The sequence below is a fragment of the Pseudomonas sp. KU26590 genome, assembly GCF_026153515.1.
Classification (GTDB): domain Bacteria; phylum Pseudomonadota; class Gammaproteobacteria; order Pseudomonadales; family Pseudomonadaceae; genus Aquipseudomonas.
Genome location: NZ_CP110644.1, coordinates 5,537,808 through 5,557,678, shown reverse-complemented (window position 1 = coordinate 5,557,678; position 19,871 = coordinate 5,537,808). Strand labels below are relative to the sequence as shown.

Annotated in this window: 16 protein-coding genes; 11 read left to right on the top strand and 5 right to left on the bottom strand. The window is 63.1% G+C overall.

Annotation, left to right across the window (positions count from 1 at the left end):
- Positions 1 to 194: 194 nt before the first annotated feature.
- The 5 genes from ptsP (at position 195) to OKW98_RS24700 (ending at position 8,794) form a co-directional block, all read left to right on the top strand.
- Complete coding sequence (ptsP, locus tag OKW98_RS24720) at positions 195 to 3,056, top strand: phosphoenolpyruvate--protein phosphotransferase (RefSeq protein ID WP_265387065.1); 2,862 nt, start codon at positions 195 to 197, stop codon at positions 3,054 to 3,056.
- Positions 3,056 to 3,994, top strand: coding sequence for a 1-phosphofructokinase (pfkB, locus tag OKW98_RS24715; RefSeq protein WP_265387064.1), 939 nt, complete (start codon positions 3,056 to 3,058; stop codon positions 3,992 to 3,994). Before ptsP ends, pfkB begins: the two co-directional genes overlap by 1 nt.
- 16 nt (positions 3,995 to 4,010) lie before the next feature.
- Positions 4,011 to 5,741: a PTS fructose-like transporter subunit IIB gene (locus tag OKW98_RS24710; RefSeq protein ID WP_265387063.1), complete on the top strand. Its 1,731-nt coding sequence runs from the start codon at positions 4,011 to 4,013 to the stop codon at positions 5,739 to 5,741.
- Positions 5,742 to 6,057: 316 nt separating this feature from the next.
- Entirely contained in the window at positions 6,058 to 7,620 is a 1,563-nt protein-coding gene (locus OKW98_RS24705; RefSeq protein ID WP_265387062.1) for an alkaline phosphatase D family protein, read from the top strand.
- 232 nt (positions 7,621 to 7,852) lie between these two features.
- Positions 7,853 to 8,794 carry an AEC family transporter gene (locus tag OKW98_RS24700; protein WP_265387061.1) on the top strand — a complete coding sequence of 314 codons (942 nt, stop codon included), beginning with the start codon at positions 7,853 to 7,855 and terminating at the stop codon, positions 8,792 to 8,794.
- A gap of 169 nt (positions 8,795 to 8,963) precedes the next feature.
- Here the strand turns inward: OKW98_RS24700 and OKW98_RS24695 are convergent, their stop codons facing one another.
- The 5 genes from OKW98_RS24695 to gatC form a co-directional block, all read right to left on the bottom strand.
- A complete protein-coding gene (locus OKW98_RS24695; protein ID WP_265389829.1) occupies positions 8,964 to 9,986 on the bottom strand; it encodes a calcium/sodium antiporter in 1,023 nt (340 codons plus the stop codon).
- 75 nt (positions 9,987 to 10,061) lie between these two features.
- Complete coding sequence (locus OKW98_RS24690) at positions 10,062 to 10,436, bottom strand: septal ring lytic transglycosylase RlpA family protein (protein WP_265387060.1); 375 nt, start codon at positions 10,434 to 10,436, stop codon at positions 10,062 to 10,064.
- Positions 10,437 to 10,614: 178 nt separating this feature from the next.
- A complete protein-coding gene (gene gatB / locus OKW98_RS24685; protein WP_065990118.1) occupies positions 10,615 to 12,060 on the bottom strand; it encodes an Asp-tRNA(Asn)/Glu-tRNA(Gln) amidotransferase subunit GatB in 1,446 nt (481 codons plus the stop codon).
- Positions 12,061 to 12,071: 11 nt separating this feature from the next.
- Positions 12,072 to 13,523, bottom strand: coding sequence for an Asp-tRNA(Asn)/Glu-tRNA(Gln) amidotransferase subunit GatA (gene gatA / locus OKW98_RS24680; protein ID WP_265387059.1), 1,452 nt, complete (start codon positions 13,521 to 13,523; stop codon positions 12,072 to 12,074).
- Between the two features lie 15 nt (positions 13,524 to 13,538).
- On the bottom strand, positions 13,539 to 13,826 hold the full coding sequence (gene gatC / locus OKW98_RS24675; protein ID WP_265387058.1) for an Asp-tRNA(Asn)/Glu-tRNA(Gln) amidotransferase subunit GatC: 288 nt from the start codon (positions 13,824 to 13,826) through the stop codon (positions 13,539 to 13,541).
- Positions 13,827 to 14,032: 206 nt separating this feature from the next.
- Between gatC and mreB the strand changes: the two genes are divergently transcribed.
- The 6 genes from mreB (at position 14,033) to rng (ending at position 19,809) form a co-directional block, all read left to right on the top strand.
- On the top strand, positions 14,033 to 15,070 hold the full coding sequence (gene mreB / locus OKW98_RS24670; RefSeq protein WP_020292894.1) for a rod shape-determining protein MreB: 1,038 nt from the start codon (positions 14,033 to 14,035) through the stop codon (positions 15,068 to 15,070).
- Positions 15,071 to 15,086: 16 nt separating this feature from the next.
- Positions 15,087 to 15,224, top strand: coding sequence for a hypothetical protein (locus OKW98_RS24665; protein WP_265387057.1), 138 nt, complete (start codon positions 15,087 to 15,089; stop codon positions 15,222 to 15,224).
- Between the two features lie 80 nt (positions 15,225 to 15,304).
- Positions 15,305 to 16,447: a rod shape-determining protein MreC gene (gene mreC / locus OKW98_RS24660; RefSeq protein ID WP_265389828.1), complete on the top strand. Its 1,143-nt coding sequence runs from the start codon at positions 15,305 to 15,307 to the stop codon at positions 16,445 to 16,447.
- Complete coding sequence (mreD, locus tag OKW98_RS24655) at positions 16,447 to 16,938, top strand: rod shape-determining protein MreD (protein ID WP_074755995.1); 492 nt, start codon at positions 16,447 to 16,449, stop codon at positions 16,936 to 16,938. The genes mreC and mreD overlap by 1 nt, the downstream gene beginning before the upstream one ends.
- A gap of 805 nt (positions 16,939 to 17,743) precedes the next feature.
- Positions 17,744 to 18,355 carry a Maf family protein gene (locus OKW98_RS24650; protein ID WP_265387056.1) on the top strand — a complete coding sequence of 204 codons (612 nt, stop codon included), beginning with the start codon at positions 17,744 to 17,746 and terminating at the stop codon, positions 18,353 to 18,355.
- Positions 18,352 to 19,809 carry a ribonuclease G gene (gene rng, locus OKW98_RS24645; RefSeq protein WP_265387055.1) on the top strand — a complete coding sequence of 486 codons (1,458 nt, stop codon included), beginning with the start codon at positions 18,352 to 18,354 and terminating at the stop codon, positions 19,807 to 19,809. Before OKW98_RS24650 ends, rng begins: the two co-directional genes overlap by 4 nt.
- Positions 19,810 to 19,871 lie beyond the last annotated feature (62 nt).

Sequence of the window (19,871 nt, the reverse complement as noted above, 5' to 3'; positions counted from 1 at the left end):
AGTAACGTGCGCGACACTTCAGATTAAACGATTCAGCAGGCCTGTTTATGGCGCCTTTTGCCCAATAGCAGCGCTGAACGGGAGCACGAATGCGATTTTTCGCATCCAATATTCGCAAACCGTAAGTCATCGGCGTTTACGACCGGTCCTACAACAAGAATCTGGCGCGACCCCGCGCAGCACAGGAGAACGCAATGCTCGAGCTGACCATAGAGCAAATTTCCATGGACCAGTCGGCGGTGGACAAGCCCGCTGCGTTGCAACTGCTGGCTGACTTGCTCGTCGCTGATGGCCTGGTGGCTGCCGGCTACCTTGCAGGCTTGCAGGCGCGCGAGCAACAAGGCTCGACCTTTCTGGGCCAGGGCATCGCCATTCCCCACGGCACGCCACAGACCCGCGACCAAGTGTTTGCCACCGGCGTGCGCCTGATGCAATTCCCCGAAGGCGTGGACTGGGGCGACGGGCAGATGGTCTATCTGGCCATCGGTATCGCCGCCAAGTCCGACGAACACCTGCGTTTGCTTCAGTTGCTGACCCGCGCCCTCGGTGAGAACGACCTGGGCGAAGCGCTGCGTCAGGCGAAGGACCCCGAGTCGCTGCTCAAGTTGCTGCAGGGTGCGCCACAAGAACTGGCCCTCGACGCGCAGATGATCAGCCTGGGCGTCATGGTCGATGATTTCGAAGAACTGGTGTGGCGCGGCGCCCGTCTGCTGCGCAAGGCCGAGTGCGTGAATAACGGTTTCGCGGCGGTGCTGCAGCAGGTCGAGCCGTTGCCGTTGGGCGAAGGCCTCTGGTGGTTGCACAGCGAGCAAATGGTCAACAAGCCCGGTCTGGCATTCGTCACCCCGGACAAACCCATGCGGCATCTGGGTCAGTCGCTGACCGGCCTGTTCTGCCTGGCCAGCCTGGGTGAGTCCCACCAGGCGTTGCTCGAACGTCTTTGCGCGTTGCTGATCGAAGGTCGCGGCCACGTACTGGGTGAAGCTACCAGCAGCCGCGCCGTGCTTCAGGCATTGGGCGGCGAAGTGCCGCCGGACTGGCCGAGCGAGCGCGTGACCCTGGCCAATGCCCACGGCCTGCATGCGCGCCCGGCGAAAATCCTCGCGCAGTTGGCCAAAGGCTTCGACGGCGATATCCGCGTGCGCATCGTCGACGGCAGCGAGAATCCGGTGTCCGCCAAGAGCCTGAGCAAACTGCTGAGCCTCGGCGTGCAGCGCGGTCAGTCCCTTGAGTTCATTGCCGAGCCGACGATTGCTGCCGACGCCTTGCCTGCATTGATCGCCGCGGTACTCGAAGGCTTGGGCGAAGAAATCCAGCCGTTGCCGACCCACACCGAAGCCGCACCCGCACCGGCAGTTGTGGAAAAAACCCTCAGCGCGCCCGCGCCGGGCTCACAGATTCAAGCCGTTCCTGCCGCGCCTGGCATCGCTTTCGGCCCGGCCCACGTGCATGTTCTGCCGGTGTTCGATTACCCGGCGAAGGGCGAATCGCAAAGCGTCGAACACGAACGCCTGCACAGCGCCCTGGCGCAGGTGCGCGTCGACATCGAGCAATTGATTCAACGCAGCACGGCGAAGGCCATTCGCGAGATCTTCGTCACCCACCAGGAAATGCTCGCCGACCCCGAACTGGTCGACGAAGTGGCGCAGCGCTTGAAGCAAGGAGAAAGCGCCGCTGCGGCGTGGATGAACGTGATCGAAGCCGCCGCGCGTCAGCAGGAACAGCTGAAAGATGCGCTGCTGGCCGAACGTGCCGCTGACTTGCGGGATGTCGGTCGCCGCGTATTGGCGCAGATCTGTGGCGTCGAAGACCTGGTTGAGCCCGAAGAACCGTACATTCTGGTGATGGACGAAGTCGGTCCGTCGGACGTTGCGCGTCTGGACCCTGTCCGTGTCGCCGGTATCCTGACCGCCCGCGGCGGCGCCACGGCCCACAGCGCCATCGTTGCGCGAGCTTTGGGCATCCCGGCGCTGGTCGGTGCCGGCGATGCGGTGTTGCTGATCAAATCCGGCACTCAGTTGTTGATAGACGGCCAGCGCGGGCGTCTCGACGTCGCGCCGGACGAAGCGACTCTGCAGCGCGCCTTGCAGGACCGCGACACCCGCGAGCAACGCCTCAAGGCTGCCGCGGCCCTGCGCATGGAGCCGGCGATTACCCAAGACGGCCACGCCGTTGAGGTCTTCGCCAACATCGGTGACAGCGCCGGTACGCCGGCAGCCGTGGAGCAGGGCGCCGAAGGGATTGGCCTGCTGCGCACCGAATTGCTGTTCATGGCGCACAGTTCCGCGCCCGATGAAGCGACCCAGGAAGCCGAGTACCGGCGCGTGCTCAATGACCTCGGCGGCCGCCCGCTGGTGGTTCGCACCCTGGACGTCGGCGGCGACAAACCGCTGCCGTACTGGCCCATCGATAAAGAGGACAACCCGTTCCTCGGCGTGCGCGGCATTCGCCTGACCTTGCAGCGCCCGGACATCATGGAAAGCCAGCTGCGCGCGTTGCTGCGTGCGGCGGACAATCGCCCGCTGCGCATCATGTTCCCGATGGTGGGCACCGTTGAGGAATGGCGTCAGGCCCGGGACATGACCGAGCGTCTGCGTCTGGAGATCCCGGTTGCGGACCTGCAGCTGGGCATCATGATCGAGGTGCCGTCGGCGGCTTTGCTGGCGCCGGTGCTGGCCAAGGAAGTGGACTTCTTCAGCGTCGGCACCAACGACCTGACCCAGTACACGATGGCGATCGATCGCGGTCACCCGACCCTCTCCGCCCAGGCCGATGGCCTGCACCCGGCGGTGTTGCAGCTGATCGACATCACTGTTCGTGCCGCCCATGCCAATGGCAAATGGGTGGGCGTCTGTGGCGAATTGGCCGCCGATCCGCTGGCCGTGCCGGTGCTGGTCGGTCTGGGTGTGGATGAATTGAGCGTCTCGGCGCGGAGCATCGGCGAAGTCAAAGCCTGCGTCCGTGAATTGAATCTGATAGAAGCCCGGAAACTTGCGCAGGCGGCCCTGGCCGTTGGCAGCGCGGCGGACGTGCGTGCCCTCGTGGAGGGGCTGTAATGGCGAAAATTCTGACATTGACCATGAACCCGGCGCTGGACCTGACCGTGCAGTTGGGCCCGTTGCAGATCGGCCAGGTCAACCGCAGCGACGCCATGCTCAGCCACGCGGCGGGCAAAGGCATCAACGTCGCTCAGGTGCTGGCTGACCTGGGGCACGAGCTGACCGTTGCCGGCTTTCTCGGCGTCGACAACCAGCAACCGTTCGAAACCCTGTTCGCCAAGCGCGGCTTCGTCGATGAGTTCGTCCGAGTGCCGGGCGAGACGCGCAGCAACATCAAGCTGGCCGAAAGCAGCGGGCGCATCACCGACCTCAACGGTCCAGGTCCGGAAGTCAGCGCGCAGGCGCAACAGGCGCTGGCCGCTCGGGTTGAGCAGATCGCATCGGGGTTTGATGCAGTGGTCGTGGCCGGCAGTCTGCCCCGTGGCGTCAGCGCCCAATGGCTGAAAACCCTGTTGCTGCGCCTCAACGCCATGGGCCTGAAAGTGGCACTGGACACCAGCGGCGAAGCCTTGCGCGCCGGGCTGGAAGCGTCGCCGTGGATGATCAAACCCAACACCGAAGAACTGGCCGACGCCCTCGATGCGCCGATCATTTCCATCGCCGCTCAAGCAGAGGCCGCAGCCGACCTGCGCCAGCGCGGCATCGAGCATGTGGTGATTTCCCAGGGCTCGGAAGGCGTTCACTGGTTCAGCAGCAATGTGGCATTGCAGGCGCTGCCGCCCAAGGTCACCGTCGCCAGCACCGTCGGCGCGGGGGATTCGCTGCTGGCCGGGATGGTTCACGGCTTGCTCTGCGGGCACAAGCCCGAGCAAACCTTGCGGACTGCCACGGCCATCGCGGCCATGGCTGTCACTCAGATCGGCTTCGGGATCAATGATCCGGCGCAATTGAAACGTCTGGAAAGCGGCGTCAATGTCCGCGTCCTGACGGCATAACAAGAGAGGAAGTGTGATGAAGTTAGCCATCGTTACGGCCTGTCCGAACGGCAAAATCAGCAGCGTCCTCAGTGCCCGTCTGCTGGATGCGGCGGCCCAGCGTCAGGGTTGGAGCACCAGCGTCGAGATCCACGATCCGCGGCATCCGGAGAAGCAGCTGTCCCCGGGCGACATTGAAGCGGCGGACTGGGTGCTGGTGGTCAACACCGGCGCGCTGGACCTGGCGCGTTTCTCCGGCAAGCGTTTGTATCAGGCCACGCCCGCGCAGGCGTTGCAGGACGCCGATGGCTTTCTGCGTTCAGCAGCGGCGCTGGCGACCGAGCACACCGCGACTTCCGCCCCGTCTGCTACTTCCAGCGCCCAGCCGCGCCTGGTGGCGGTGACAGCGTGCCCGACCGGCGTCGCCCACACCTTTATGGCCGCCGAGGCGATTCAGCAGGCGGCGAAAAAGCTCGGCTATGACCTGCAGGTGGAAACCCAGGGTTCGGTCGGTGCGCGTAATCCCCTCAGCGCCCAGGCCATTGCCGACGCCGATGTGGTGCTGCTGGCGTGTGATATCGAAGTCGCCACCGAGCGTTTCGCCGGCAAGCGCATCTATCGCTGCGGTACCGGTATTGCGCTCAAGCAAGCTGAAGCGACGCTGAAAAAAGCGCTGGCGGAGGCGGAGGTCGAGTCCACAGCTTCGACATCCAAGGCGTCCTCCAAAAAGGAGAAGACCGGCGTCTACAAACACCTGCTCACCGGCGTGTCGTTCATGCTGCCGATGGTGGTGGCGGGCGGTTTGCTGATCGCGCTGTCGTTCGTGTTCGGCATTCACGCGGCAGAGGAACCGGGGACGCTGGCGGCCGCGCTGAAACAGATCGGCGCGGGCGCAGCGTTCCAGTTGATGGTGCCGTTGCTGGCCGGTTACATCGCGTATTCCATTGCCGACCGTCCGGGCCTTGCGCCGGGGATGATCGGTGGTCTGCTGGCGAGCACCTTGGGCGCCGGGTTCATTGGCGGGATCATCGCCGGGTTTCTTGCGGGCTACAGCGCGTGGGCGGTGAATCGCTACGCGAAGCTGCCGGCCAGTGTCGAAGCGCTGAAGCCGATTCTGATCATTCCGCTGCTGGCGAGCCTGTTCACCGGTCTGGTGATGATTTACGTGGTGGGCAAGCCGGTCGCTGGCATGCTCGAAGGGCTCACGCACTTCCTCGACACCATGGGCACTGCCAACGCGGTGCTGCTGGGCGTGCTGCTGGGCGCGATGATGTGCGTCGACCTGGGTGGGCCGATCAACAAGGCGTCGTATGCGTTTTCCGTGGGGTTGCTGGCCTCCAGCAGCGGCGCGCCGATGGCGGCAACGATGGCCGCGGGCATGGTGCCTCCGATCGGGATGGGGATCGCTGCATTGATCGCCCGGCGCAAATTCGCCCAGAGCGAGCGTGAGGCGGGCAAGGCGGCCTTCGTGTTGGGGCTGTGCTTCATCTCCGAAGGCGCGATTCCGTTTGCGGCGAAAGACCCGCTGCGGGTGATTCCGGCGAGCATCGCGGGCGGCGCGCTGACCGGTGCGCTGTCGATGTTCTTCGGCTGCAAACTGATGGCGCCCCACGGTGGTTTGTTCGTGCTGCTCATCCCTAACGCGATCAACCATGCGCTGCTGTATTTGCTGGCGATAGTGGCGGGCAGCGTCTTGACCGGCGTGCTCTACGCGTTGCTGAAACGGCCTGAAACGGCAGAGCTTGATGCGGTGCCGGCCGGCGCATAGTCGTCGCTGATTGTACTGGCGCCTTCGCGGGCAAGCGCGCTCCTACAGGGACCGCGTTTGGCGCAGAATTATTCGCCGAACGCGCACATTGTGATCGGCGGACAACCATTTGCCGAACACGATCAGTTGTAGGAGCGCGCTTGCCCGCGATTGCAATATCCCAGCCGCTGAAGATGCGTCGGATGTACCAACCTCTATCGCGAGCAAGCGCGCTCCTACAGGTTTGCGTTAAGCCCGCCGTCTAGTTCCCTGTCATCTCCCGCAAACAATCCGCTGCTAGCTTCCTCTCTTTGGCATTCGCTTGAGGAGGATAAACATGTCCCGGTTCGACCTGACTCGCCGCCGTATCATCCAGGCCGCTGGCGCCGGATTGTTGTTGCCGGGGCTTGCGCCGGCGGTCATCGCCTCGGTCAAGGACCGCCCGAAGATGACCGACGGCGTGCAGTCCGGCGACGTGCTGGGCGATCGCGCCATGGTCTGGAGTCGCAGCGACCGGCCCGCGCGAATGGTGGTGGAATGGGACACCCGCAGCATGTTCAGCAACCCGCGCCGCACGGTGTCGCTGCTCGCCGACCCACGCACTGACTTCACCGCGCGCGTCGAACTGACCGGCCTGCCGGCGGATCAGGCCATCTTCTACCGCGTGTTCTTCGAAGACGCGCAAACCGGCGTCGCCAGCGAACCCTGGTTCGGCCACCTGCGCAGCGTGCCGGTCAATCGCCGCAACATCCGCTTCGTCTGGAGCGGCGACACCGTCGGCCAGGGCTTCGGCATCAACCCCGAGATCGGCGGCATGCGCATCTATGAAGCCATGCGCCTGCGCTTGCCGGACTTCTTCATCCACAGTGGCGACACCATCTACGCCGACGGCCCGGTGCCCGCCGAAGTGGTTACCGAAGGCGGGCGCGTCTGGCGCAACATCACCACCGAAGAGAAGAGCAAGGTCGCGGAAACCCTCGACGAATACCGCGGCGCCTACCGCTACAACCTGATGGACGAAAACCTGCGGCGCTTCAACGCCGAGGTCCCGCAGATCTGGCAGTGGGACGACCACGAGGTGACCAATAACTGGTCACCGAGCAAGCAGCTCGACGACCGCAACAAGGTCAAGGACATCCAGGTCTTGGCCGCACGCGGGCGTCAGGCGTTTCTCGAATACTCCCCTATGCGCCTGCAGAGCGCTGACAACGGCGGGCGGGTCTATCGCAAGATCGCTTACGGCCCGATGCTGGACGTGTTCGTGCTCGACATGCGCAGCTATCGCGACGGCAACGACGCCAATCTGGCCGACAAGCCCGGGCCGACCACCGCGTTTCTCGGCCGTGAGCAACTGGACTGGCTCAAGCGCGAGCTGCAGGCGTCCGGCGCCCAGTGGAAGGTCATTGCCGCCGACATGCCCATCGGCCTTGGCGTGCCCGATGGCGAAATCAGCCCTGGCGTGATGCGTTGGGAGGCCGTCGCCAACACCGACAACGGCGCGCCCAAAGGCCGCGAACTGGAAGTCGCCGAACTGCTGGGCTTCCTGCGCCAGCAGAAGGTCCGCGACACCGTCTGGCTGACGGCCGATGTGCATTACTGCGCCGCTCACCACTACCACCCGGATCAGGCGGTGTTTCAGGATTTCGACCCGTTCTGGGAGTTTGTCGCCGGGCCTTTGAACGCGGGCAGTTTCGGGCCCAATACCCTGGACAAGACCTTCGGGCCTGAGCTGGTGTTCCAGAAGGCTCCGCCGGCGCAGAACACCTCGCCGTTCGCCGGGTTTCAGTTTTTTGGTGAAGTGAATATCGACGGCCAGAGCGGGGAGATGACCGTGACGCTGCGGGATCTGGACGGGGTTTCGGTGTTTGAGAAAAAGCTGCAACCTGCCGACCAGACGTGACGCAATACCCTGTAGGAGCGCGCTTGCCCGCGAATTCGGTATTTCAAACACATTGATGGTGACTGACACGACGCATTCGCGGGCAAGCGCGCTCCTACAGTTTGGTGGTGCCCCGCCATTCCGATCTGAATGACGAACGTTGCGGTTGTACGATGACCTGAATTGCCGGTAACACTTCCCGCGCCGCTGGCCTATCATTAGCCACCTAACGACGGCTCAGGGTTTGGCGTGCATGCTGGCAATCTTTCTGGAAACCCTGAACATCACCGCCCCGGTCTTCGCGATGCTGTTCCTCGGCGTGTTGCTCAAGCGCGTGGGCTGGATCGACGACAGCTTTATCCACACCGCCTCCTCGCTGGTGTTCAATTGCACCATGCCGGCGCTGCTGTTTCTGGGGATTATCCACGCTGACCTTCACGCGGCGTTTCAGCCGGGCGTCCTGATCTACTTCATCGTCGCCACGCTGGCGGGTTTCGCGCTGTCGTGGGGCTGGGCCATCTACCGCGTGCCGTTCGCCGAGCGTGGCACTTACACCCAAGGGGCGTTTCGCGGCAACAACGGCGTCATCGGCCTCGCCCTGGCCGCGAGCATGTATGGCGACTACGGCATATCCCTCGGTGCGATCCTCGCCGCGCTGGTCATTCTTTTCTACAACACCCTTTCCACCGTCGTGCTGGCGGTCTACAGCCCGGTCATCAAGTCCGACCCGTGGAGCATCACCAAGAGCGTCATGGCCAATCCGCTGATCATCAGCATTGTCATCGCAGCGCCGTTCGCCTACTTCCAGATTCCGCTCCCCAAGTGGCTCGACACGTCCGGCAGCTACCTGGCGCAGATGACCCTGCCGCTGGCGCTGATGTGCATCGGCGGCACGCTGTCGTTGAAGTCGTTGCGAGAGAGCGGCACGGTGGCGATCAGCGCGAGCCTGATGAAGATGGTCTGGCTGCCGCTGATCTGCACGCTGGGTGCGTGGCTGCTGGGCTTCCGTCACGCGGAGCTGGGGATTCTGTTTCTGTACTTCGGCGCCCCGACGGCATCGGCCAGTTTCGTTATGGTCCGCGCCGCCAATGGCAACCACGAGCTGGCCGCGTCGATTATCGTCATGACCACCCTGGCGGCGGCGGTCACGACCAATGTCGGGATATTCATTCTGCAGTGGGGCGGGTGGATTTAGGCAATAAAGCCATGCCCTTCCCACTGGCGATATTCCACGGCCTGGATCGCAACTCGTAGGAGCCGGCTTGCTGGCGAACCCGGTGCATCAGGCGATATCCTCGTCACTGATCTACCGCTTTCGCCAGCAAGCCGGCTCCTACAGTGGGTCGTGGTTCATCCGCAGTTGCTCAATGCTGACGCCGCCAGGCCCGCACCGTACCCACGACGACACATAGCGCAATCACCGGCAGTGCGTAGTGAATCATCAAACGCTCCAGCCGTTCGGCCAGTGGCATGCCCGTGGTAAACGAAACGATGTGCAGGCCGTATACCGCGTAAAGCCCGAGCAGCAACAGCCCCTCCAGCCGGGTGATTCGATACCCCGAATAGAACAGCGGCACGCACAGCGCCGCGACACCCAGCATCACCGGCAAATCGAAATCCAGCGCGTTGGGCGAGATCGACAACGGCCCGGTGGAGATCAGCGCCGTGATGCCGAGCACGCCCAGCAGGTTGAACAGGTTACTGCCGATGATGTTGCCCACTGCGATATCCCGCTCGCCGCGCAATGCCGCGACCAGCGACGTCATCAGCGCGGGCAGCGAGGTGGCGACGGCGATCACGGTCAGGCCGATCACCCGTTCCGACAGGCCAAGGTCCAGCGCCACCGAGACGGCCGCGCTGACCAGCAGGTGGCTGCCCAACGTCAGCAGCGCCAGGCCGCAGGCCATCAGTGCCAGTCGCCCCAGCAACGGCCAGAGGCGACGGCGCGGCTCAAGGTCTGTTCTCGGCACATGGCGCGCGCCGTGGGCGAACTGGCGCACAACGACGAACAGATATGCTGCCATGCCCAGCAACAGCACGACGCCATCCAGCCCACTCAGCTCGCCATTCCACGCCAGCGCCGCGACAAGGGCCGTGGCAGCGATCATCAAAGGCAGATCCACGCGCACCAGTTGCCGGGCTACACGGAGCGGGATGATCAGGGCGGACAGCCCCAAGGTGACCAGCACGTTGAAAATATTGCTGCCAATGACGCTGCCGACCGCAATGTCGGTGCTGTCTGTGAACGCCGCTTGCAAGCCGACCGCCAGTTGCGGCGCACTGCTGCCTAGCGCGACGACGGTCAGGCCGAGGAACAGCGGGCGGGTTTTGAGCAGGGCGGCAAGGGCCACGGCGGCGCGTACCGACACTTGCGCGCCGATGATCATCAGCAGCAGGCCGCAGACCAGCTCGATGAGCGTGGGCAAGGGCAGATTCGTTAGGGCGAGAATTCAGGGCACCAGTCAGTCGTCGAGGGCTTGTACCCGCACTTGGGCGGTTCCGCTGCGCAGCATACCCAATTGCGCGGCGGCTGCACGTGACACATCAATCAGCCGCCCCCGGGTGTGCGGGCCGCGGTCGTTGATACGGACGATGACCTTGCGGTCGTTGTCCAGGTTGGTGACTTGCACGCGCGTGCCGAACGGCAGTTGCCGGTGCGCGGCGGTCAGGGAATTGGCGTCGAAGCGTTCACCGCTGGCGGTGCGCTGACCGTGATGTTGCGAGCCGTAGTACGAGGCGCCGCCGGTGGCGTTGTAACCGTGCGGGTCGATGATGCCGTCACTGGCGCAGCCGGCCAGCAGAGAGAGCAGGGCGCAAGCGCCGAGGATTCGCCGCATGGGGCAGGGTCCCTACAGAAGATGTTCTGATGGTCCCCGCGCAGGGCGAGGGGACGATCGAGTGAACGCGGTCCCCTGTAGGAGCGCGCTTGCCCGCGAAGAGGCCAGTACATCCGCTACACGTCTAGCGACTGAAATACCGTCTTCGCGGGCAAGCGCGCTCCTACAGATTTAGCACTCAGCCTTCCAGCTTGCGCTTCAGCAGTTCGTTGACCTGACCCGGGTTGGCCTTGCCTTTCGATGCCTTCATCGCTTGCCCGACGAAGAAGCCGAACATCTTGCCGCGTTTGGCTTCATCGGCCGCGCGGTACTGTTCGACCTGTTCGGCGTTGGCGGCGAGGACGTCGTCCAGCATCGACTCGATGGCGCCGCTGTCGGTGACTTGCTTCAGACCGCGCTGATCGATGATCTCGTCGGCGCTGCCCTCACCATTGGCCATGCCCTCAAACACCATTTTGGCGATCTTGCCGGAAATGGTGTTGTCCTTGATGCGCAGCAGCATGCCGCCCAACTGCTCGGCGCTGACCGGCGACTCGTCGATCTCGACCCCTTGCTTGTTCAGCAACGAACCCAACTCAACCATCACCCAGTTGGCCGCCAGCTTGGCGTCACCGGAAATGCTCACGACCTTCTCGAAGAAGTCCGCCTGTTCGCGGCTGGACGCCAACACGCTGGCGTCATACAGCGACAGGCCGAACTGCGACTGGAAGCGCTCGCGTTTCTGCGGCGGCAGTTCCGGCAGGGTAGCGCGGGTCTGCTCCAGGAACGCGTCTTCGATGATCACCGGCAACAGGTCAGGATCGGGGAAGTAACGGTAGTCGTTGGCTTCCTCTTTACTGCGCATGGCGCGGGTTTCGTTGGTGTTCGGGTCGTACAGACGCGTCTGCTGAATGACCTTGCCGCCGTCTTCAATCAGGTCGATCTGGCGCTGGATCTCGCTGTTGATCGCCTTCTCGATGAAGCGGAACGAGTTGACGTTCTTGATCTCGCAACGCGTCCCGTACTCGACCTGGCCCTTCGGGCGAATCGACACGTTGCAGTCGCAGCGCAGCGAGCCTTCAGCCATGTTGCCGTCGCAGATGCCAAGGTAGCGGACCAGCGCGTGCATGGCCTTGACGTAGGCGACCGCTTCTTTGGCCGAACGCATGTCCGGCTCGGAAACGATCTCCAGCAACGGCGTACCGGCGCGGTTCAGGTCAATGCCGGTCATGCCGCTGTAGTCTTCGTGCAAGCTCTTGCCGGCGTCTTCTTCAAGGTGGGCGCGGGTCACGCCGATGCGCTTGATGGTGCCGTCTTCAAGGGTGATATCCAGATGGCCTTTGCCAACGATCGGCAATTCCATCTGGCTGATCTGATAGCCCTTCGGCAGGTCGGGGTAGAAGTAGTTTTTGCGGGCGAACACGTTGTGCTGACCGATCTCGGCGTCGATGGCCAGGCCGAACTTGACCGCCATCTGCACGGCCTCCTTGTTCAGCACCGGCAGCGTGCCGGGCATGCCCAGGTCGACGAGGCTGGCCTGGGTGTTGGGCTCGGAGCCGAACGTGGTGGCGCTACCGGAGAAAATCTTCGATTGGGTGGTGAGCTGGGTGTGAATCTCCAGCCCGATGACGACTTCCCATTGCATGTGTTTTCTCCTTAGAAGCCAGCCGGCGAGCGGGTGTGCCAATCGGTTACTTGCTGATATTGATGGGCAACGTTCAGCAAGCGGCCTTCCTGGAAATACGGCGCCAGCAATTGCACGCCCACCGGCAGGCCGTCGGCGAAACCGGCGGGCATCGACAGGCCCGGCAGGCCCGCGAGGTTGGCGGTGATGGTGTAGAAGTCTTCCAGGTACTCGGCGATCGGGTCGGCATTCTTCGCGCCGATTTTCCAGGCCGGGTTCGGCGTGGTCGGGCCGAGGATCACGTCGACTTCGGTGAACGCGTTCATGAAGTCGTTCTTGATCAGGCGCCGAATCTTCTGCGCCTGCAAATAGTAAGCGTCGTAGTAACCGGCCGACAGCGCGTAGGCGCCAACCAGAATCCGGCGCTGCACTTCAGGGCCGAAGCCTTCGCCACGGGAGCGCTTGTACAGATCGGTGAGGTCTTTCGGGTCTTCGCAGCGATAGCCAAAACGTACGCCGTCGAAACGCGACAGGTTGGAAGAGGCCTCGGCCGGCGCGATCACGTAGTAAGCCGGGATAGCGTGTTGCAGGTTCGGCAGGCTGATTTCCTTGACCACTGCGCCGAGCTTTTTCAGCGCTTCGACGCTGGCCATGACCAGATCGGCGATGCGCGGGTCGAGACCTGCGCTGAAGTATTCCTTCGGCACGCCAATGCGCAGGCCTTGCAGCGAGGCATTCAGGCCTGCGCTGTAATCCGGCACAGGCTCGTCGATGCTGGTGGAATCGTTGACGTCGAAACCGGCCATGCCTTGCAGCAGCAACGCGCAGTCTTCAGCGGTGCGCGCCATCGGGCCGGCCTGATCGAGGCTGGATGCATAGGCGATCATGCCCCAGCGCGACACGCGACCGTACGTCGGCTTCAGGCCGGTCAGGTTGGTCAGCGCGGCAGGCTGGCGAATGGAACCGCCTGTGTCAGTGCCGGTGGCGCCAGGCAGCAGACGTGCAGCAACCGCCGCCGCCGAACCGCCAGAGGAGCCGCCCGGTACGTGTTGCAGGTTCCACGGGTTTTTCACCGCGCCGTAATGGCTGGATTCGTTGGCCGACCCCATGGCGAATTCGTCCATGTTGGTCTTGCCCAGCGTCACGGTGCCGGCGGCGGCGAGCTTGGCAACCACCGTGGCGTCGTAGGGCGCCTTGAAGTTGTCGAGCATTTTCGACGCGCAACTGGTGCGAATGCCCTTGGTGCAGAAGAGGTCCTTGTGCGCCAGCGGAGCGCCCAGCAGCGCGCCGGATTCACCTGCCGCGCGACGGGCGTCAGCGGCCTGAGCCTGGGTGATCGCCAGGTCTTCGGTGACGGTAATGAAGCTATTGAGCTGCGGATCCAGCTGGGCGATGCGCGCCAGCAGAGTGCGGGTCAATTCTTCGGAAGAAAACGTTTTATCGGCGAGTCCGCGAGCGATCTCTGCCAGAGTCATTTGATGCATTGCAGGCACATTCCCTTAGTCGAGGACTTTCGGAACCAGATAAAGGCCGTCTTGGACCGCTGGTGCGATGGCTTGATAGGTCTCGCGATGATTGATCTCGGTAACGGCGTCTACACGCAGCCGTTGCGAGGCTTCAAGGGGGTGCGCGAGGGGCTCGATGCCGGTGGTATCGACCGCCTGCATCTGGTCAATCAGCCCGAGAATGCTGTTAAGTGCTTCAGTAGTACGCGGGATATCGGCGTCATTGAGGCCCAGTCGGGCCAGATGAGCGATTTTTTCCACGTCGGAGCGATCAAGCGCCATGGGGTTCTCCAGTGGAATGCGCACGGGGTGAGCCGTACGTCAGATTGCGGAACACTACGCCCTTTAAACGGTCATAAGGCCGCGATCTTCGAGGGTAGTGCTCGGAAAACCGCCAATTTAACATATTGGCTCCTTGCCCAAAATCCCTGTCGTTGTTAGAGTTTGCCGCACTTTTTTACCCACGCGTTGCCTAGGGTCCTTTCCCCATGTTCAAGAAACTGCGTGGCATGTTTTCCAGCGATCTTTCCATCGACCTGGGCACTGCCAACACCCTTATTTACGTGCGTGAGCGCGGCATTGTGCTGAATGAGCCATCAGTTGTGGCCATTCGGACCCACGGAAATCAGAAGAGCGTTGTTGCTGTCGGGATGGAAGCCAAGCGGATGCTGGGCCGTACCCCGGGCAACATCGCCGCCATTCGCCCGATGAAAGACGGCGTCATCGCCGACTTCAGCGTGTGCGAGAAGATGCTCCAGTACTTCATCAACAAGGTTCACGAGAACAGCTTCCTGCAGCCAAGCCCTCGTGTGCTGATCTGCGTTCCGTGCAAATCGACCCAGGTCGAGCGTCGCGCCATCCGCGAATCCGCTCTGGGCGCCGGTGCACGTGAAGTATTCCTGATCGAAGAGCCAATGGCTGCGGCCATCGGTGCCGGCTTGCCGGTCGAAGAGGCCCGCGGCTCGATGGTTGTCGACATCGGTGGCGGTACCACTGAAATCGCGCTGATCTCCCTGAACGGCGTTGTGTATGCCGAGTCCGTCCGTGTGGGTGGCGACCGTTTCGACGAAGCGATCATCACGTACGTGCGTCGCAACTACGGCAGCCTGATCGGCGAATCCACTGCCGAGCGCATCAAGCAGGAAATCGGCACGGCCTACCCGGGCGGCGAAGTGCGTGAAGTCGACGTACGCGGCCGCAACCTGGCCGAGGGCGTGCCACGTGCGTTCACCCTGAACTCCAACGAAGTGCTGGAAGCGTTGCAGGAATCCCTGGCAACCATCGTTCAGGCCGTGAAGAGCGCGCTGGAACAGTCTCCGCCGGAGCTGGCTTCAGACATCGCCGAGCGCGGTCTGGTGCTGACCGGTGGTGGCGCTCTGCTGCGTGACCTCGACAAGCTGCTGGCCCAGGAAACCGGTCTGCCGGTGATCGTAGCCGAAGACCCGCTGACCTGCGTCGCGCGTGGCGGTGGTCGTGCGCTGGAAATGATGGACAAGCACACCATGGACCTGCTCTCCAGCGAATAAGTCGCCGGAACGCAGCATGTTGCGCTTAACGGGCAGCACCTCACCGTGCTGCCTGTTCGTGTCCGACCTGTTGACGTCGCGCAGCGATGTTGCAAGTCTGACGCCCTGCATTTCCATCAACCTGCACCAGGCCGGTTTCATGTCGCATGAATAAGCACAGCCACACTCAAGCACCTCTGCATGCATCTCTGGAAGGAGCGGCCCATTAAACCGCTTTTCTCCAAGGGCCCGTCCCTGGGCGTCCGTCTGCTGGTGCTGGTCGTGCTGTCTGTGGCCGTCATGGTCGTGGACGCGCGTTTCACCCTGCTTAAACCTGTCCGCAGTCAGATGTCGCTGGTGCTGATGCAGTCTTACTGGATTGCCGATCTGCCCGAGCGTCTGTATCAGGGCGTTGCCAGCCAGTTTGGCAGCCGTACCGAACTCACCGCCGAAAACGAAAAGCTCAAGACCGAGAACCTGCTGTTGCAAGGCCGCCTGCAAAAGCTGGCTGCCCTGACCGAGCAGAACGTGCGCCTGCGCGAGCTGTTGAATTCGTCGGCACTGGTCAACGAGAAAGTCGAAGTCGCCGAGCTGATCGGCATGGACCCCAACCCGTTCACCCACCGAATCATCATCAACAAGGGTGAGCGCGACGGCGTGGTCCTCGGTCAGCCGGTGCTCGATGCGCGCGGCCTGATGGGGCAGGTGGTCGAGTTGATGCCGTACACATCCCGCGTGCTGCTGCTGACCGACACCACCCACAGCATTCCTGTGCAGGTGAACCGCAACGGCCTGCGCGCAATTGCCAGCGGCACCGGCAACCCGGAACGCCTAGAGCTGCGCCATGTGGCCGACACCGCTGACATCAAGGAAGGTGACCTGCTGGTGAGTTCCGGCCTGGGTCAGCGTTTCCCGGCGGGTTATCCGGTGGCGACGGTCAAGGAAGTCATTCACGATTCTGGCCAGCCCTTTGCCATCGTGCGAGCGGTGCCGACGGCTGCGCTGAATCGCAGCCGTTATCTGTTGCTGGTGTTCTCGGACGGACGTTCCCCTGAAGAGCGCGCTGCCGACGCGGCCCAGCAACAGGAATCCCTTGACCGTCAGGCGGCTGATCCGTCGGCAGTGCCATCGGCCACTGTGCCGGGTGCCGCGCCTGCCGCCACGCCGAACAAACCGGTTGTTCCGGCCACCGTGCCGAAACCTGCCGGGCACAATGCTTCATCGACGCCGGCCAACGCCAATAGCGCGCCTGCTCCGGCGACCACCGCACCGGCGGCGACCACGCCTGCCAAGCCCGCGACCAGCAAGCCGCCCGCCAAACCTGCGGCGAAACCTGCCGCCACCCGTCCGGCGACGCCTGCAGCGACCCCGGCCGCTCCACGCGAGAGGGAAGAATAATGGCGCGTCACGCTCCTGCACGAAACGGCTGGGTGGTCTGGCTGACCTTCGCCATCGGCCTGCTGCTCAGCGTTTCGCCGCTGCCGCAGTTCATGGAAATATTTCGCCCGCTCTGGCTCGCACTGCTGCTGGCCTTCTGGGCATTGGCGTTGCCTCACAAGATTGGCATGGTCACGGCGTGGATGCTGGGGCTGGCCGAGGATGTGCTGTACGGCACATTGCTGGGGCAGAATGCGTTGATCCTCACGCTGATTACCTTTCTGGTGCTGTCGTTGCAGCAGCGCTTGCGCATGTTCCCGATGTGGCAGCAGTGCCTGGTGCTTCTGGTGATTTTCGGTCTCGCGCAGCTGGTGCAGCTGTGGCTCAGCGCCCTGACCGGCAACCGCCAGCCGACCCTGGCGCTGGTGTTGCCGGCGTTGGTCAGCGCATTGCTCTGGCCATGGGTCAGCTACGGCCTGCGCGGATTGCGCCTGCGTTTGAAGATCAACTAAGTCATTGGGAACGGCATCTGCCAGTTTTTGCAGGACCGGCTTCAGCCGGGAAGAGGCTGGTATGGGCGCCATCAGTTCTGCGGTGTGACACCCGGCGCTTCCCGGCTAAAGCCGGTCCCACAGTTTGAACGCGGTGTTTTAGTGGGACCGGCTTCAGCCGGGAAGAGGCCGGTGTGGGCGCCATCAGTTCTGCGGCGTGACACCCGACGCTTTCCCGGCTAAAGCCGGTCCCACAGTTTGAACGCGATGTTTTAGAGGGACCGGCTTCAGCCGGGAAGAGGCCGGCGTGAGCACCCTCAGTTCTGCGGTGTGACGCCCGACGCTTTCCCGGCTGAAGCCGCTCCCACAGTTTGAACGCGGTGTATCAGTAGGACCGGCTTCAGCCGGGAAGAGGCCAGTGTGAGCACCTTCAATTCTGCGGCGTGACACCCGACGCTTTCCCGGCTAAAGCCGGTCCCACAGTTTGAACGCGGTGTTTTAGTGGGACCGGCTTCAGCCGGGAAGAGGCCGGTGTGGGCGCCATCAGTTCTGCGGTGTGACACCTGAAGCTTTCCCGGCTAAAGCCGATCCCACAGTCTGAACGCGGTGCATCAGTAGGACCGGCTTCAGCCGGGAAGAGGCCAGTGTGAGCACCCTCAATTCTGCGGCGTGACACCCGACGCTTTCCCGGCTAAAGCCGGTCCCACAGTTTGAACGCGGTGTTTTAGTGGGACCGGCTTCAGCCGGGAAGAGGCCGGTGTGAGCACCCTCACTTCAGCGATGTGCACCAAGGCTACGCTTGTGATCAACGACACGGAGACGTCCCATGCCCCACCTTCTTCTTGCCTCCGGCTCCCCGCGCCGTCGTGAGCTGCTGACCCAGATCGGCGTGCCGTTCACGACACTCAGCGCCGACATCGACGAAACCCCTCTGGCCAACGAAACCCCTGCCGCATACGTCCTGCGGCTCGCCCGTGGCAAGGCGGATGCCGGGCTGCTGCAGCTCGCCAACGATCCCGCGTACCCGACCGCCTGCGTCCTCGGCGCCGATACCGCCGTGGTGCTCGACGGCCGCATCCTCGGTAAGCCGGCGGACGAAGCCGAGGCGCTGGCGATGCTTGCCGCACTGTCGAACCGGGAACACGACGTCCTGACCGCCATTGCCGTGGTCCATGAGGAGCGTTGCGAAACCCGAACCGTCACCAGCCGTGTCCGTTTCCGGGCGATCCCGGAAGACGAAGCCCGCTGCTACTGGGCCAGCGGCGAGCCCTGCGACAAGGCCGGCGGCTACGGCATCCAAGGGCTGGGCGCGGTGTTCGTGGAAAACCTCAGTGGCAGTTATTCCGCCGTGGTCGGCTTGCCCTTGTGCGAAACCGCAGAAATCCTCCAGCGTTTCGGCATACCCTGTTGGCAACGCCCGGAAGGTGACAAGTCATGAGTGAAGAGATTCTGATCAACATCACGCCGATGGAATCGCGCGTGGCGGTCGTTGAGAACGGGGTGTTACAAGAGGTGCACGTCGAACGCACCCAGCGTCGCGGGATCGTGGGCAATATCTACAAGGGCAAAGTCGTGCGCGTGCTGCCTGGCATGCAGGCGGCATTTATCGACATCGGGCTGGACCGCGCGGCGTTCATTCACGCATCGGAAATCTCCATGCGCGAAGGCCCGGCCGTGGAGACCATCAGCTCGCTGGTCCACGATGGCCAGAGTCTGGTGGTGCAGGTCACCAAAGACCCGATCGGCAGCAAAGGCGCACGGTTGACCACTCAGCTGTCGATCCCGTCGCGCTACCTCGTGTACATGCCGCGCACGGCCCACGTCGGCATTTCCCTGAAAATCGAAGACGAAGCCGAGCGCGAGCGTCTGAAACAAGTGGTCAGCGATTGCGTCGCCAAGGAAGGGATCAAGGAGAAGGGCGGTTTCATTCTGCGCACGGCGGCCGAAGGTGCGGGCGCCGACGAGATCATGATGGACATCCGCTACCTGCGCAGGTTGTGGGACCAGATTGGCGAGCAGATCAAAACCATCAGCCCGGCCAGCGTGATCTACGAAGACCTGGGCCTGGCGCTGCGCACCTTGCGCGACTTGGTCAGCCCGCGCATTGAAAAGATTCGTATCGACTCCCGCGAGACCTTCCAGAAGACCACCCAGTTCGTCGCCGAGCTGATGCCGGAAATCGCCGACCGCCTTGAACACTATCCTGGCGAGCGGCCGATCTTCGACCTGTATGGCGTCGAGGACGAAATTCAGCGCGCGCTGGACCGCAAGGTGCCGCTCAAGTCCGGCGGCTATCTGGTCATCGATCCCGCCGAGGCCATGACCACCATCGACGTCAACACCGGTGCCTTCGTCGGTCATCGCAACCTCGAAGAGACCATCTTCAAGACCAATCTTGAAGCGGCGACCGCGATTGCCCGACAGCTGCGCCTGCGCAATATCGGCGGCATCATCATCATCGATTTCATCGACATGGAAGACGCCGAGCATCAGCGTCAGGTGCTGCGCACGCTCGAAAAACAGCTCGAGCGCGATCACGCCAAAACCAACATCATCGGCATCACCGAACTGGGTCTGGTGCAGATGACGCGCAAGCGCACCCGGGAAAGTCTGGAGCAAGTGCTCTGCGAGCCGTGCAGCAGTTGCCAGGGCCGTGGCAAGCTGAAGACCCCGGAAACCATCTGCTACGAGATATTCCGCGAGATTCTGCGCGAAGCCCGCGCCTATCAGGCGGTGGGCTACCGCGTGCTGGCCAATCAGAAAGTGGTCGACCGGCTGCTCGATGAAGAATCCGGCAACGTGGCCGAGCTGGAAGTGTTCATTGGCAGGACCATTCGCTTTCAGGTCGAGACCATGTACTCCCAGGAACAATATGACGTCGTGCTGCTCTGAGAGTGCGTGATGCGCCGTGCTGCCGAGTGGCGGCGCAGTTGAATACAGAAAACAGTGCCCTT

Excerpts from the sequence above, each read along its gene's own strand:
- ptsP (WP_265387065.1), top strand. The coding sequence starts at position 195 with ATGCTCGAGCTGACCATAGAGCAAATTTCCATGGACCAGTCGGCGGTG.
- pfkB (WP_265387064.1), top strand. The coding sequence starts at position 3,056 with ATGGCGAAAATTCTGACATTGACCATGAACCCGGCGCTGGACCTGACC.
- OKW98_RS24710 (WP_265387063.1), top strand. The coding sequence starts at position 4,011 with ATGAAGTTAGCCATCGTTACGGCCTGTCCGAACGGCAAAATCAGCAGC.
- OKW98_RS24705 (WP_265387062.1), top strand. The coding sequence starts at position 6,058 with ATGTCCCGGTTCGACCTGACTCGCCGCCGTATCATCCAGGCCGCTGGC.
- OKW98_RS24700 (WP_265387061.1), top strand. The coding sequence starts at position 7,853 with ATGCTGGCAATCTTTCTGGAAACCCTGAACATCACCGCCCCGGTCTTC.
- OKW98_RS24695 (WP_265389829.1), bottom strand. The coding sequence starts at position 9,986 with ATGATCATCGGCGCGCAAGTGTCGGTACGCGCCGCCGTGGCCCTTGCC.
- OKW98_RS24690 (WP_265387060.1), bottom strand. The coding sequence starts at position 10,436 with ATGCGGCGAATCCTCGGCGCTTGCGCCCTGCTCTCTCTGCTGGCCGGC.
- gatB (WP_065990118.1), bottom strand. The coding sequence starts at position 12,060 with ATGCAATGGGAAGTCGTCATCGGGCTGGAGATTCACACCCAGCTCACC.
- gatA (WP_265387059.1), bottom strand. The coding sequence starts at position 13,523 with ATGCATCAAATGACTCTGGCAGAGATCGCTCGCGGACTCGCCGATAAA.
- gatC (WP_265387058.1), bottom strand. The coding sequence starts at position 13,826 with ATGGCGCTTGATCGCTCCGACGTGGAAAAAATCGCTCATCTGGCCCGA.
- mreB (WP_020292894.1), top strand. The coding sequence starts at position 14,033 with ATGTTCAAGAAACTGCGTGGCATGTTTTCCAGCGATCTTTCCATCGAC.
- OKW98_RS24665 (WP_265387057.1), top strand. The coding sequence starts at position 15,087 with ATGTTGCGCTTAACGGGCAGCACCTCACCGTGCTGCCTGTTCGTGTCC.
- mreD (WP_074755995.1), top strand. The coding sequence starts at position 16,447 with ATGGCGCGTCACGCTCCTGCACGAAACGGCTGGGTGGTCTGGCTGACC.
- OKW98_RS24650 (WP_265387056.1), top strand. The coding sequence starts at position 17,744 with ATGCCCCACCTTCTTCTTGCCTCCGGCTCCCCGCGCCGTCGTGAGCTG.
- rng (WP_265387055.1), top strand. The coding sequence starts at position 18,352 with ATGAGTGAAGAGATTCTGATCAACATCACGCCGATGGAATCGCGCGTG.